General features: G+C 63.4%; 11 protein-coding genes. 9 read left to right on the top strand and 2 right to left on the bottom strand.

Annotation, left to right across the window (positions count from 1 at the left end; genetic code table 11):
• Positions 1 to 289 precede the first annotated feature (289 nt).
• The 8 genes from hflK (J1N02_RS13135) to cfaB all read left to right on the top strand — a co-directional run bounded on the left by hflK (J1N02_RS13135) (position 290) and on the right by cfaB (position 9,438).
• Entirely contained in the window at positions 290 to 2,194 is a 1,905-nt protein-coding gene (gene hflK / locus J1N02_RS13135; protein ID WP_092355977.1) for a protease modulator HflK, read from the top strand.
• 12 nt (positions 2,195 to 2,206) lie between these two features.
• Positions 2,207 to 3,193 carry a protease modulator HflC gene (gene hflC, locus J1N02_RS13130; protein WP_027608192.1) on the top strand — a complete coding sequence of 329 codons (987 nt, stop codon included), beginning with the start codon at positions 2,207 to 2,209 and terminating at the stop codon, positions 3,191 to 3,193.
• On the top strand, positions 3,190 to 4,224 hold the full coding sequence (gene hflK, locus J1N02_RS13125) for a protease modulator HflK (RefSeq protein WP_092355974.1): 1,035 nt from the start codon (positions 3,190 to 3,192) through the stop codon (positions 4,222 to 4,224). The genes hflC and hflK (J1N02_RS13125) overlap by 4 nt, the downstream gene beginning before the upstream one ends.
• On the top strand, positions 4,221 to 6,107 hold the full coding sequence (locus J1N02_RS13120) for a cation-translocating P-type ATPase (RefSeq protein WP_092355971.1): 1,887 nt from the start codon (positions 4,221 to 4,223) through the stop codon (positions 6,105 to 6,107). Before hflK (J1N02_RS13125) ends, J1N02_RS13120 begins: the two co-directional genes overlap by 4 nt.
• 116 nt (positions 6,108 to 6,223) lie before the next feature.
• Positions 6,224 to 6,475, top strand: coding sequence for a membrane protein (locus tag J1N02_RS13115; RefSeq protein ID WP_027608195.1), 252 nt, complete (start codon positions 6,224 to 6,226; stop codon positions 6,473 to 6,475).
• Between the two features lie 66 nt (positions 6,476 to 6,541).
• Positions 6,542 to 7,387 (top strand): DUF692 domain-containing protein, encoded by an 846-nt coding sequence (locus J1N02_RS13110; protein WP_027608196.1) that lies wholly within the window; start codon positions 6,542 to 6,544, stop codon positions 7,385 to 7,387.
• Positions 7,378 to 8,166, top strand: coding sequence for a putative DNA-binding domain-containing protein (locus tag J1N02_RS13105; protein ID WP_414887660.1), 789 nt, complete (start codon positions 7,378 to 7,380; stop codon positions 8,164 to 8,166). The genes J1N02_RS13110 and J1N02_RS13105 overlap by 10 nt, the downstream gene beginning before the upstream one ends.
• An 87-nt stretch (positions 8,167 to 8,253) precedes the next feature.
• Positions 8,254 to 9,438 (top strand): C17 cyclopropane fatty acid synthase CfaB, encoded by a 1,185-nt coding sequence (cfaB, locus tag J1N02_RS13100; protein WP_027608198.1) that lies wholly within the window; start codon positions 8,254 to 8,256, stop codon positions 9,436 to 9,438.
• Between the two features lie 41 nt (positions 9,439 to 9,479).
• Here the strand turns inward: cfaB and cls are convergent, their stop codons facing one another.
• Positions 9,480 to 10,919 carry a cardiolipin synthase gene (cls, locus tag J1N02_RS13095; RefSeq protein ID WP_108573491.1) on the bottom strand — a complete coding sequence of 480 codons (1,440 nt, stop codon included), beginning with the start codon at positions 10,917 to 10,919 and terminating at the stop codon, positions 9,480 to 9,482.
• Positions 10,920 to 11,049: 130 nt separating this feature from the next.
• Between cls and J1N02_RS13090 the strand changes: the two genes are divergently transcribed.
• The gene (locus tag J1N02_RS13090; protein WP_421147400.1) at positions 11,050 to 11,571 is read left to right on the top strand and encodes a DUF3617 domain-containing protein; all 522 of its coding nucleotides are present in this window, start codon (positions 11,050 to 11,052) and stop codon (positions 11,569 to 11,571) included.
• Here J1N02_RS13090 and J1N02_RS13085 read toward each other — a convergent pair.
• Positions 11,568 to 12,905 (bottom strand): dihydroorotase, encoded by a 1,338-nt coding sequence (locus tag J1N02_RS13085; RefSeq protein ID WP_414887659.1) that lies wholly within the window; start codon positions 12,903 to 12,905, stop codon positions 11,568 to 11,570. The two genes, J1N02_RS13090 and J1N02_RS13085, sit on opposite strands and share 4 nt — an antisense overlap.
• Positions 12,906 to 12,908 lie beyond the last annotated feature (3 nt).

Raw genomic sequence — 12,908 nt, 5'->3', positions numbered from 1 at the left:
ATTTGTACCTGTGTGATTATCCCTTGGGGAGGCTTGGACGAGGTATGACCCGCGTCCAGGCCTCAAATGTGTAAACGATGTCCCCGGTTTCAGATGTAAACGATGTCTACGGTTCTACACCCCGATGGCGGTCTACCGGTTGATGCATGTGCCGGCTGACCCATCGCCATCGGGAGCAAGCCCCCTCCCACAGGAGATTTCTGCCATGTTCAAAAACCCTGTTTAACGAACAAAAATTTCACGCCGCGTGTTATATCGTAACGAATTGTGTACAAGCGGGCGTGAGTGGATGCAAGTGGATCTAGAGGCGGACGGCGCTTCGGTGGAAGGCCTGCCGCGTTTTCAGCAAGGGCTGTTCCATGCCCGCCGATTGCGGCAAGCCGGTATCAGTCTGACAGTACTGGCCGTAGTCGGTTGGGTGCTGGCGTTGTTTGTCGCGCTGTTTGCACCGTTGTCGATCTGGCCGGTGGTGTTGATCAACTGCGCATCGGCCCTGCTGGTGCTGGTGGCAGGGCTGCAGTCGGCGTGGTGGGTGGCCGATTGGCGGGCCCAGGCGCTGGAGGCGCCGGCGGCCGAATTGCCCGTTGAAGAAACGGGTCGCTACGCGCGCCTTGTGGAACGCTTTGGCCGGCAGATCGGCGCCCCGGTCTTGTGGCTGGGCGGCTGGTCGCTGCTGGCGCTGGTCAGCATCATCGAATTCTGGAACCTGGGCCTGTCCTCGGCGCCTGTCGGCCAAGCGGCCAGCGTGGGGGCGGCATTGGCGTTGGCCCTGGCGTTTGGCTTGCTGGTGTTCGAACGGCGCCTGGCTCAGGAAACCACGGCCCAGTGGCCGGAAGCCGCGCAACTGGCGCAGTTGAGTCGGGTGGCGATTATCTGCCTGGTGGTCAGTGCCATTTGCCTGCTGTTTGCCGGGGCTGAGTCGGTCTGGCCGTTGCGCCTGGCGGTGCTGGTCGGGCTGTTGCCGGCGCTGGTGGCGGTGGAGTTTCTATTAAGAGGCCTGCTGTCGCTGTTCAGCCCGCGCCAGCCGCGCCTTGAACCACGGTTGATGGCGCAAAGCTTCATCGCCGGGTTGCTGCGCTGGCCGCCACAACCGCTGCTGGCGTTGCAGCGCGAATTACACAACCGTTTCGGCATCGACCTGCGCCAGATCTGGGCGTTTACCTACATGCGCCGGGCGTTTTTGCCGGTGCTGCTGGTGGTGCTGGCGGTCGGCTGGGCGCTGACCGGCGTGCATGAAGTGCCCCTGCAAGGCCGTGGGATTTATGAGCGCTTTGGCAAACCCGTCGAGGTGTTCGGCCCTGGCCTGCATGCCGGGTTGCCGTGGCCTTTGGGTCGTGTGTTAAACATCGAGAACGGCGTGGTGCATGAGTTGGCCACCAGCGTCAGCGAGGCCGCCGCACCGGAGCTGGCGTCAGCCGAAGGCCCGGCACCGCTGGTTGCCAATCGGCTGTGGGACGCCAGCCATGTGAATGACAAATCCCAGGTGATCGCCAGCAGCAGCGGCGACAAGCAGAGCTTCCAGATCGTCAATATGGATGTGCGCTTCGTTTACCGCATCGGCCTCACCGACCAGGCCGCACTCGCCGCCACTTATAACAGCGCGGATGTGCCGACCCTGATCCGCAGCACCGCCAGCCGCATCCTGGTGCACGATTTTGCCTCGCGTACCCTCGACGAATTGCTCGGCGAACAACGCACCCGCCTGGCCGACGAAATCGGCCGCGCCGTGCAGGCGGATTTGCAGAAACTCGACAGCGGCGTGGAAATCCTCGCCACTGTCGTGGAAGCCATCCACCCACCGGCCGGCGCGGCCAATGCCTACCACGGCGTGCAAGCCGCGCAGATCGGCGCCCAGGCCCTGATCTCCCGCGAGCGCGGCGCCGCCAGCGAACACACCAACCAGGCCTTGCTGCAAGCCAGCACCGCCCGCGACCAGGCCTTGGCCACCGCCCGCGAAGTGAATGCCGGTGCCCAAGCCGCCGACCTGCGCTTTACCGCCGAACAAAAGGCCTACGCCGCGGCCGGTCGGGCCTTTGTGCTGGAACAGTACCTGGGCCAACTCAGCCTGGGCCTGGCCCACGCCAAGCTGCTTATTCTGGATCACCGCCTGGGCGCCGAAGGTGCACCGACGATTGATCTGCGTTCTTTTACTTTGCCGGCCGACCCTTCGCTGCCGCGTAAAGCCGTTCAATAAGGAGTCTGTCTGTTGAGCGCTCATTCTCACGATCATGGTCACCACCACGGCCACCATCACCCTCATCACGGTGATGAACAGGCGGCGGGTCCTTTCCCTTGGCGGCGTATGGCCTGGGCGGTGTTGCTGGTGCTGTTCGCGGTGGCGGCGGCGAGCCTGGTGCAGGTGCGCTCCGGCGAAGCCACGGTGATTACCCGCTTCGGCAACCCGTCGCGGGTGTTGTTGGAACCGGGCCTGGGCTGGCGCTGGCCGGCGCCGTTCGAAGCGGCGATCCCGGTGGACTTGCGCCTGCGCACCACCTCCAGCGGCTTGCAGGATGTGGGCACACGCGACGGCCTGCGGATTATCGTGCAGGCCTATGTGGCGTGGCAGGTGCAGGGCGATGCCGACAATGTGCAGCGCTTTATGCGCGCGGTGCAGAACCAGCCGGATGAGGCGGCGCGGCAGATTCGCACCTTCGTCGGCTCGGCACTGGAAACCACGGCGGCCAGTTTTGACCTGTCGAGCTTGATCAACACCGACGCCAGCCAGGTGCGCATCGCCGATTTCGAGGCGCAGTTGCGCCAGCAGATTGATCAACAATTGCTCACCACCTATGGCGTACGAGTGGCGCAGGTGGGGATCGAGCGCCTGACGTTGCCGTCGGTCACGCTGACCGCCACCGTCGACCGCATGCGTGCCGAGCGTGAAACCATCGCCACCGAACGCACGGCCGTGGGCAAGCGCGAGGCCGCGCAGATTCGCTCCGCGGCTGAGCGTGATGCGCGCATCGTGCAGGCCGATGCCACGGTGAAAGCCGCCGACATCGAAGCCCAGTCGCGGGTCGAAGCCGCGCAGATTTATGGGCGTGCCTACGCCGGCAATCCGCAGCTGTATAACCTGCTGCGCTCCCTGGATACCCTGGGCACGGTCGTGACCCCCGGCACCAAAATCATCCTGCGCACCGACGCCGCGCCCTTTCGCGCGTTGGTGGACGGGCCCAAGGACGTTCAGCCATGACCGAGCGTGACAGCCCGGACAGCCCCTGGATCCAGGCCGGGCGCCTGACGTTCCTGGCGTTGTACGCGGTGACGGTGTTGGCCGCATTGGCATGGGCGTTTTCCAATGTGCGGCAGATCGACCCGCAGAACCGTGCGGTGGTGCTGCACTTCGGCGCCCTCGACCGCATCCAGAATGCCGGGCTGCTGCTGGCCTGGCCGCAGCCGTTCGAGCAGGTGGTGTTATTGCCGGCGGCCGACCGGGTGATCGAGCGTCGGGTGGAGAACCTGTTGCGTTCCGATGCGGCGGTGCAGGCTGATCGTGTGGCCAGTTTCGCCACGCCCTTGAGCGATGCCCTGGCCGGCTCCGGCTACCTGCTGACCGGCGATGCCGGAGTGGTGCAGCTGGATGTGCGGGTGTTCTACAAGGTCACCGAACCCTACGCCTTTGTGTTGCAGGGCGCGCATGTGCTGCCGGCCCTGGATCGCCTGGTGACCCGCAGCGCCGTGGCCCTGACGGCGGCGCGCGATCTGGACACGATCCTGGTGGCGCGCCCCGAATTGATCGGTACCGACAACGGCGCCGCCGAGCGTCGCGAGCGGCTGCGGGGTGACTTGGTGCAAGGCATCAACAAGCGCCTGGCCGAGTTGGCCGCCACCGGTCTGGGGCTGGGCATCGAGGTGACGCGGGTCGATGTGCAATCGAGCCTGCCGGGCCCGGCGGTGAACGCATTCAACGCCGTACTCACCGCCAGTCAACAAGCCGACAAAGCCGTGGCAAACGCCCGGACCGAAGCGGAAAAACTCACCCAGACCGCCAACCAGCAGGCCGACCGCCTGGTGCAGGTTGCCCACGCCCAGGCCAGTGAACGCCTGGCCAATGCCCAGGCGCAAACGGCCACGGTCGCCAGCCTGGCCCAGGTCAAAGACCCGGGCTTGCTGTTGCGCCTGTACCGCGAGCGTATGCCGAAGATTCTCGGCCAGGCCGGTTCGGTGACCACGGTCGATCCTAAAGACGACTCCCGCTTGATCATCCAGGGAGCCGAACAATGAGCGCACCCATGCTGACCTCCGCCGAACAGCGCAGCGCTGCCCGACAATTGACCCTGGCCATGCTCGCCCTGGGCTTGCTGACGCTGGGCCTGGTATGGCGCTGGCTGGCGCCGGACCAGACGGGCGTCAGCCAGTTGCTGCTCGGTGTGGCCTCGTTGCTGGTGGCGGTGCCGGTGATGCGCTCGGCCTGGTACAGCCTGCGTTTTCCCAGCCTGCATGGCATTACCGACCAACTGATCGCCCTGGCGATGCTCGGCGCCTGGGCCACCGGCGATCTGCTCACCGCCGCGCTGCTGCCGATCATCATGATCTTCGGCCACGTATTGGAAGAGCGCAGTGTGATCGGCTCCCAGGAGGCGATTCATGCCCTGGGCAAACTGACCCGCAGCCATGCGCGGCGGGTGCAGGCCGACGGCAGCATCATCGAAGTGGATAACGGCACCCTGAGCACCGGCGATATCGTCGAGGTGCGCGCCGGTGATCGGGTGCCCGCCGATGGCGTGGTGCTGTCGGGCCAGGCGAGCCTGGACACGGCGCCGATCACCGGTGAGTCGGTGCCGTTGGAAGCTAGTGTGGGTGTGCAGGTGTTTGGCGGGGCGATCAACCTCGATGGCCTGTTGCGCCTGCAAGTGACACGTACCGGCAATGAGTCGACCCTGGGCAAAGTCATCGCGCTGATGCAGAACGCCGAACGTTCCAAGCCGCCGATCACGCGGCTGCTGGAGCGTTACGCGGGCAGCTATATGGTGTTGGTATTGCTGCTGGCGGCAGTAACCTGGTTTGTGACCAATGACGCCCAGGCGATGCTCGCGGTGCTGGTGGCGGCGTGCCCCTGCGCCCTGGTGCTGTCGGCACCGGCGACGGCGATTGCCGGAATCGCCGTGGCGGCCCGGCATGGGATCCTGATTCGCAGCTCGGCGTTCCTCGAAGAGTTGGCGGACCTGACCTCGCTGGTGGTGGACAAGACCGGCACCCTGACTTTTGGCACCCTGCGTTTGCAGTCCATCGAGACCTCGTCGACCGATCGCCAGGCGCTGCTCAACCTGGCGGCCAGCCTCGGTTCGGCCAGTAGCCACCCGGTCAGCCGTGCGTTGGCGGGGTTGGCGACTCAGGCGCAACTGCTGGCGCTCACGGATATTCGCGAGCGCCAGGGCCTGGGCGTTGTGGCACAGACCGAGCAGGGCGAAGCGGCGTTGGGCCGTCCCGAGTTGTTCGAGCAATTGGGTATTGTCACGACGACGGTGCCCAACCATGACGGCCCGATTGCCGGGCTGGCCCTGAACGGGCAGTTCCTGGCCTGGCTGCTGCTGGCCGACAGCGTCAAGCCGGAGGCGCGCCAGGCCCTGCAAGAGTTGCGGGATTTGGGCCTGGGTCGCCAACTGCTGCTGACTGGCGACCGTCAAAGCGTGGCCGACAGCCTGGCGCTGGACGTGGGCATCAGCGATGTCGAAGCCCAGGCGTTGCCGGAAGACAAGCTCAACCGCGTGCTGGGGGAAATCGGCAGCGGCTTCCGGCCCATGGTGGTCGGTGATGGGATCAACGATTCCCTGGCGCTCAAGGCGGGCGTGGTCGGCGTGGCCATGGGCGCGGGCGGGGCGGACATTGCGCTGGCCTCGGCGGATGTGGTGTTGATCGGCAGCGACCTGCGGCGCCTGGGCACCTGTGTGCGCTTGAGTCGCCAGTGCCGGCGTACGTTGCAGGTCAACGTGGTCATCGGCCTGGGCTGGACCCTGGCCATCGTGGTGTTTGCCGCCTTTGGCTGGTTGGGCGCTGCGGGGGCGATGATTGCGGCGGTGTTGCATAACCTCAGCACCTTGCTGGTACTGGGCAATGCCGGGCGTTTGCTGCGGTTTCAGGAGCCGCTGTCGAAGCTTGAGGATTAATTTCAGAAATATTTGCACACGGCTGTAACGCCGATAAGGGGCCTCACTCTAGTGCTGTGTCGAGACTGGGCAATCCGTTCAGACCGACGCCACTACCGATCATGAGGAATACGAGAATGAAGATTAAATCCGCTGCTGCTGGTGCTGCCCTGGCGATGGCCGCCGCCACCATGTTTGCCGGTGTTGCGACCCAGGTACAAGCCGCCGATGCGCAAGTGCATTGCTACGGCGTGACGTCCTGCAAAGGCATGAACGACTGCAAAACCGCTGAAAACGCCTGCAAAGGCCAGGCGGTGTGCAAGGGCCACGGCTTCAAGGCCATGACCAAGGCCGCCTGTGACGCAGCGGGCGGCAAAGTCGGCGAATAACCGGCAAACGAGTGCAACCGCAGCGGCAGCCCCCACCGCTGCGGACACTTTGCCCAGGAGCGAGTCATGTCCGCGTCCCTTCCAAGTCTGGGTTACGGCCTGGGTTTACGCAGTGAGTACTACCAGCAGATCCTTGAACAAGCTCCGGCCGTGGATTGGTTCGAAGTGATCTCCGAGAACTATCTGGTGCAGGGCGGTAAAGCCTTGTACTACCTGGATGCGATAGCCGAGCGTTACCCGTTGGTGATGCACGGTGTGTCCCTGTCCATCGGCGGCCCCCACCCCGTCGACATGGACTACCTGAAACACCTCAAGCAGCTCGCGGAGCGCATCCAGCCCGCGTGGATTTCCGATCATTTGTGCTGGAGCCGTGGCAGCGCGCACCAGTTGCATGACCTGCTGCCCCTGCCTTACACCGAAGAAAGCCTCTACTACGTAGCTGCTCGCGTTCGCCAAGTGCAGGATGTGTTGCAGCGCCCGCTGGTGCTGGAAAACGTCTCCAGTTATGTGCGTGCCAAGGCGGATGAATTCACCGAATGGGAATTCCTCAATGCCCTGGCCCACCTGTCGGGCTGCCAGTTGCTGCTTGACGTTAACAATGTGTATGTCAGTGCGCGCAACCATGGCTTCGATGCCTGGACCTTTATCCGCAACCTGCCGCCCGACAGCATCCGCCAGCTGCATCTGGCAGGGCATATGGATTACGGCGACTACGTGGTCGATACCCACGACCATCCGGTGTGCGATCCGGTGTGGGCGTTGTATCAACAGACCCTGGAGCATTTCGGGCCGGTCTCAACGCTGTTGGAGCGCGATGACCATTTCCCGCCGTTCGAAGAGCTCCTCACCGAGCTGGAAAAGGCCCGCAAGCTAGGCGCCGCAGCCTTGGCCCGGAGGTCGTTATGCGCCTGATCGACTGGCAGTTGGCCTTTGAACAGCACCTGTCAGCGCAGACGCCAGATACCACCAATGGCTTTGCCGCCACGTTATTGGGTGGGCCGACGCTGGACGTGGACACCGGCCTGGCGATCTACCACAACGCTTATCTGGCACGGCTGCAGGAGGTGTTGCGGCACGACTTCAGCGCCATCCGGTATTGGCTGGGGGATGATGAGTTTGCGCTGCTGACGCAAGCCTATGTGCGTCGTTATCCCTCGGCTCACTACAGCCTGCGCTGGCTGGGCGAACGGTTTCCGGCGTTTATCCACGAGCACCTGGTGGCCGAGCAAAGTGCGCCGCTGGTTGAACTGGCCCAGTTGGAGTGGGCCTTCACCCTGGCGTTCGATGCGCCGCAGGGTGAGCCGCTGACCCAGGATGATATGGCGGTGCTGCCGCCCGAGGATTGGCCCGGTTTGCAGGTCTCCCTGACACCATCGGTGCAGCAGCGGCTTTGCCACTTCAACACCGTGGCCATCTGGCGTGCCAGCAAGGATGGCGCGGATTTCCCCGACAGCCACACCTTGGACTTCGCACAGATCTGCCTGGTATGGCGCGATCAGAATGTGTGCCGTTATCGCAGCCTGGGACCGGCCGAGGCGTTTGCGCTGGCGGGGATGGTGACGACCGGTTGGCGCTTCGCAGAACTGTGTGCGCAACTGGCAGTCACTTATGGAGAGGGTGCACCACTGCAAGCGGTGACATGGCTGAAACAGTGGATCCAGGACGGTTTGCTCCAGCGCCGGGCCCCATAGAAGAACGCTATCAAATCGATAGCCTCCTACTTTTTATCGGGATGGTCTACCCTCATTCCAGACGTCTGAAACAAGGGGGGACTACTCATGCTCGCGCAACTTCCACCGGCCTTACAGAATCTACAGCTGCCGCTGCGTCTTCGACTCTGGGATGGCCATGAATTCAACTTGGGCCCCGAGCCCAGTGTGACCATCGTGGTGAAGGACCCCACGGTCGTACCCAAACTGTCCCACCCCACGCTCGACTCGTTGGGCGAAGCCTTCGTCGAGGGCAAACTGGAGCTGGAAGGCTCCATCAGTGAAGTGATCCGGGTCTGTGATGAGCTCAGTCATGCCTTGGTCGAGGATGAGGGCGGGAGTCTGCCGGTGCGCTCGATTCACGACAAGGTCACCGACGCCGCGGCTATTTCCTACCATTACGACCTGTCCAACGCGTTCTACCAGCTCTGGCTGGACCAGGACATGGCGTACTCCTGCGGGTATTTCGAAACCGGCAGCGAATCCATCGACCAGGCCCAGCAAGACAAATTCCGCCACCTGTGTCGCAAGTTGCGCTTGCAGCCCGGCGAGTACCTGCTCGACGTAGGCTGTGGCTGGGGCGGGCTGGCACGTTTTGCGGCGCGTGAGTTCGGGGTGAAAGTGTTTGGTATCACCCTGAGCAAGGAACAGCTGGCATTGGCCAAGGAGCGGGTGAAAGCCGAGGGCCTGGAAGACCAGATCGACCTGCAACTGCTCGACTACCGCGATCTGCCCCAGGATGGTCGTTTCGACAAAGTGGTGAGCGTGGGCATGTTCGAGCACGTCGGCCACGCCAACCTGGCGCAATACTGCAAGACCCTGTTTGGTGCCGTACGCGAAGGCGGCCTGGTGATGAACCATGGCATTACCGCCAAGCACACCGACGGCCGGCCCGTAGGCCGTGGCGCCGGGGAGTTTATCGAGCGTTATGTGTTCCCCAACGGCGAGCTGCCGCACCTGGCAATGATGACTGCCGAGATCAGCGAAGTCGGGCTGGAAGTGGTCGATGTCGAAAGCCTGCGCCTGCATTACGCGCGCACCCTGGACCATTGGAGCGAGCGCCTGGAAGACAACCTGGAAGCGGCGGCGAAGCTGGTGCCGGAGCAGGCGTTGCGCATCTGGCGGCTGTACCTGGCCGGGTGTGCCTATGCGTTTGCGCGGGGCTGGATCAACCTGCACCAGATCCTCGCGGTGAAGCCTCACGCGGATGGCAGCCATGAACTGCCGTGGACGCGGGAAGACATTTATCGCTGAAAGTGAATGATTACTGTAGGAGCGAGGGGGACGCCTCGCTCCTACAGAATCGGTGAGATCAAGCGCGCCACCCGCATGCCCAGTTGCTGCAGGCGGCGGGTCTCGCGGCTTTCTTCCTGGCTCACTTCATGGGCCTGGGCGAAGTCGTCCAGCAGCATCTGTTCAACCTGCTTGGCGAAGGCTTCGTCGACCGTCAGCAACATCACTTCGAAATTCAGCCGGAATGAACGGTTGTCCATGTTCGCACTGCCGATGGCGCTGATCTCGTTGTCCACCAGCACCACCTTCTGATGCAAAAAACCCGGCGTATAGCGGAACACCCGGACACCGGCGCGCACCGCCTCGATCGCATACAGGCTGGACGCGGCGTACACGATGCGGTGGTCGGGCCGCGATGGCAACAGCAGGCGCACGTCCACGCCCCGCAGGACCGCCAGGCGCAGGGCGGCGAACACCGCTTCGTCGGGGATGAAATACGGGCTGGTGATCCACACGCGCTCGGTGGCCGCATGGATGGCCTCGACGAAAAACAGCGAACAGGTTTCATAGGGATCGGCCGGGCCGCTGGCGAGCAATTGGCAGAGCACGCCGTCTTCGGGGTAGGCGTCCGGCAGGATCAGCGGCGGCAGCTCGCGCGCAGCCCAGAACCAGTCCTCGGCAAACGACTCCTGCAGGCAGGCCACTACCGGGCCGGTAACTTGCACATGGGTATCGCGCCACGGCGCCAGCGGCGGTTTTTTGCCCAGGTATTCATCGCCCACATTGTGCCCACCGACAAACCCGGTGACACCGTCCACCACCACGATCTTGCGATGGTTGCGGAAGTTGACCTGGAAACGATTGAGCCAACCGCTGCGGGTGGCGAACGCCTTGACCTGCACCCCGGCGTCGCGCAGCGATTGCACGTACTGATGGGGCAGGGCGTGGCTGCCGATTCGGTCGTACATGACGTAGATGCCCACGCCTTGGGCAGCCTTTTCCTTCAACAGCGCCTGTAACTGACGACCGAGTTCATCGTCATGAATGATGAAGAACTGGAACAGCACGGCGGTTTTGGCATTGCGAATGGCGTCGAAGATTGCACTGAAAGTGGCCTCGCCGTTGATCAGCAAGTGCACTTCATTGTTTGCCAGGCACGGCATGCGGCCCAGCTTGGGCATGGCGCGCAACGACGCGTAGGCACTGGAGTTGCGCGCGGCGAGAGCCTCCTCGACCCACGGGCGCCAGTTCAGCTCGGTGATCGCGGTGTGCATTTCCTGGTTGGCCTGGCGACGGGCCTGGATATACGCGTCGAAGGTGCTGCGGCCAAAGATCAGGTAGGGGATCAAGGTGAGATAGGGCATGAACATCAGTGACAGGGCCCAGGCGATCGAGCCTTGGGCGGTCCTGACGGTCAGCACCGCGTGGATCGCGGCGAGAGTCCCGAGCAAGTGCAGCGTGGCGATGAAGTAGGCGAGCAGGTGCGGGCCAAAGAAATCCATGGACGACGGTACTCCAGACAATCCAATGCCTAACAGACCATGAACGGCTGCGAATGTCGCTATTTTATTTGCCGTGCAACACTGGCACTTTTGCGGCGTCTAACGCCCACAATTGCCCAGGAGTTACCCGATGAATGCTCGTCTGCTTGGTTTGGCCATGGTTGTAGGTTTGTCGTTGCCGCTGGCAGCGCAGGCGCAGATGCTGGCGCCGGGCTTGTGGGAATTGACCACCAGCAATATGAAAGTCGATAACCAGGACCTGCCGGACCTGTCGCTGATCCTCGGTCAGCTCAAGCAACAGATGACCCCCGAACAGCGCGCCATGCTGGAAAAACAAGGCATCACCATAGCCGGCAAAGGCGTGCAGGTGTGCCTCACCCCGGCACAAGTCGCCTCTGATTCGATCCCCCTGACCGACCCGCAATCGGGCTGCAAACAGGAAGTGACCGACAAGACCGGTAACCAGTGGAAATTCCGTTTCAGTTGCCCGAAAGCCCAGGGCACCGGCGTCGCTACCTTCCAGAGCCAGAAAGAATTCACCACCACCGTCAACGGCACCTTCAATGCCACCGGCGTTCAACAGAAGGGCAGCCTGGATACCCACGCCCAATGGCTGGGCACCGATTGCGGCACGGTCAAGCCTCGCGCTTAACGCAGAAAGTACAGCGGTAAACCCTGGCAGCTATCGACCACCTGGCCGTTGTGCCAGGCCAGGTGGCCGGAGACCAGGGTGGTGCTCACGCTGTGGCGAAAGCTGCGTTCGGCGAACGGCGTCCAGCCGCAGCGGGCAAGAATCGGCTCGTCCCTGACCGGTTTTCCTTCGGGCTCCGGTTTGATCAGCACCAGGTCGGCCCAATACCCTTCGCGCAGGTAACCCCGGTCCGGGATGGCAAACAGGTCGGCGACACGGTGGCTGGTCTTGGCCACCAGGGTGGTCAGGGGCAGCAGCCCATCGGCCACCAATTCCAACAACGCTGGCAGCGCGTGTTGCACCAGGGGCAGACCCGCGGGCGCTTCACGATACCCCAGCTGTTTTTGCGCCCAGGTATGCGGCGCATGGTCAGTGCCAATCACATCCAGACGATCACTCAGTAAGGCCAGGCGCAGGGCGTCGCGGTCGGCGCGGGTCTTGATCGCCGGGTTGCATTTGATCTGGTGGCCGAGGCGGTGATAGTCACGGTCATCGAACAGCAGGTGGTGCACGCAGACTTCAGCAGTAATGCGTTTTTGCGCCAGGGGTTTGTCTTCGAACAATACCAACTCGCGGGCGCTGGTCAGGTGCAGTACATGCAGGCGTGTGCCGTGACGCTTGGCCAGTTCCACCGCGAAGGAGGATGAGCGATAGCAGGCTTCGGCATCGCGGATCAGCGGGTGGGCGACGGCGGGGATCCTGTCACCAAAGCGCTCACGCATGCGCTGCTCGTTGGCTTGGATGCTCGGCGTGTGTTCGCAGTGGGCCAGCAGAATGGTCGGCACTTCGGCAAACAGCCGTTCCAGGATCCGTGGGTGGTCCACCAGCATATTGCCGGTAGAGGCGCCCATGAACACTTTGACCCCGGCCACTTCGCGCGGGTCGAGGGCGGCGACGGTGTCGAGGTTGTCGTTGCTGACCCCGAAGTGAAAGCCGTAGTTGGCCACCGAGTGCAGGGCCGCGCGGCGCTTTTTATCGGCCAGGGCTTCCAGGTTCAGCGTGGCCGGGTTGGTGTTGGGCATGTCCATGACGCTGGTGATGCCGCCGGCTACCGCTGCGCGGGACTCGCTGTAGAAGCTGCCCTTGTCCGGCGCGCCGGGGTCGCGAAAGTGCACCTGGTCGTCAATCATGCCCGGCAGCAGCCACTGCCCGTGGGCGTCGATGGACACGGGCGCGGCATTCCCGCCGATGCTGCTGGCGATCTTTTCGATACGGCCATGGGCGACCAGCACGTCGGCGTCGAATTCCTCGCCTTCGTTCACCAGGCGGGCGTTGCGGATCAGCAGGCGGCTCATGGC

This window comes from Pseudomonas sp. NFX5 (assembly GCF_049132125.1).
Lineage (GTDB): Bacteria > Pseudomonadota > Gammaproteobacteria > Pseudomonadales > Pseudomonadaceae > Aquipseudomonas > Aquipseudomonas marginalis.
This window is presented reverse-complemented; position numbering and strand designations above follow the sequence as displayed.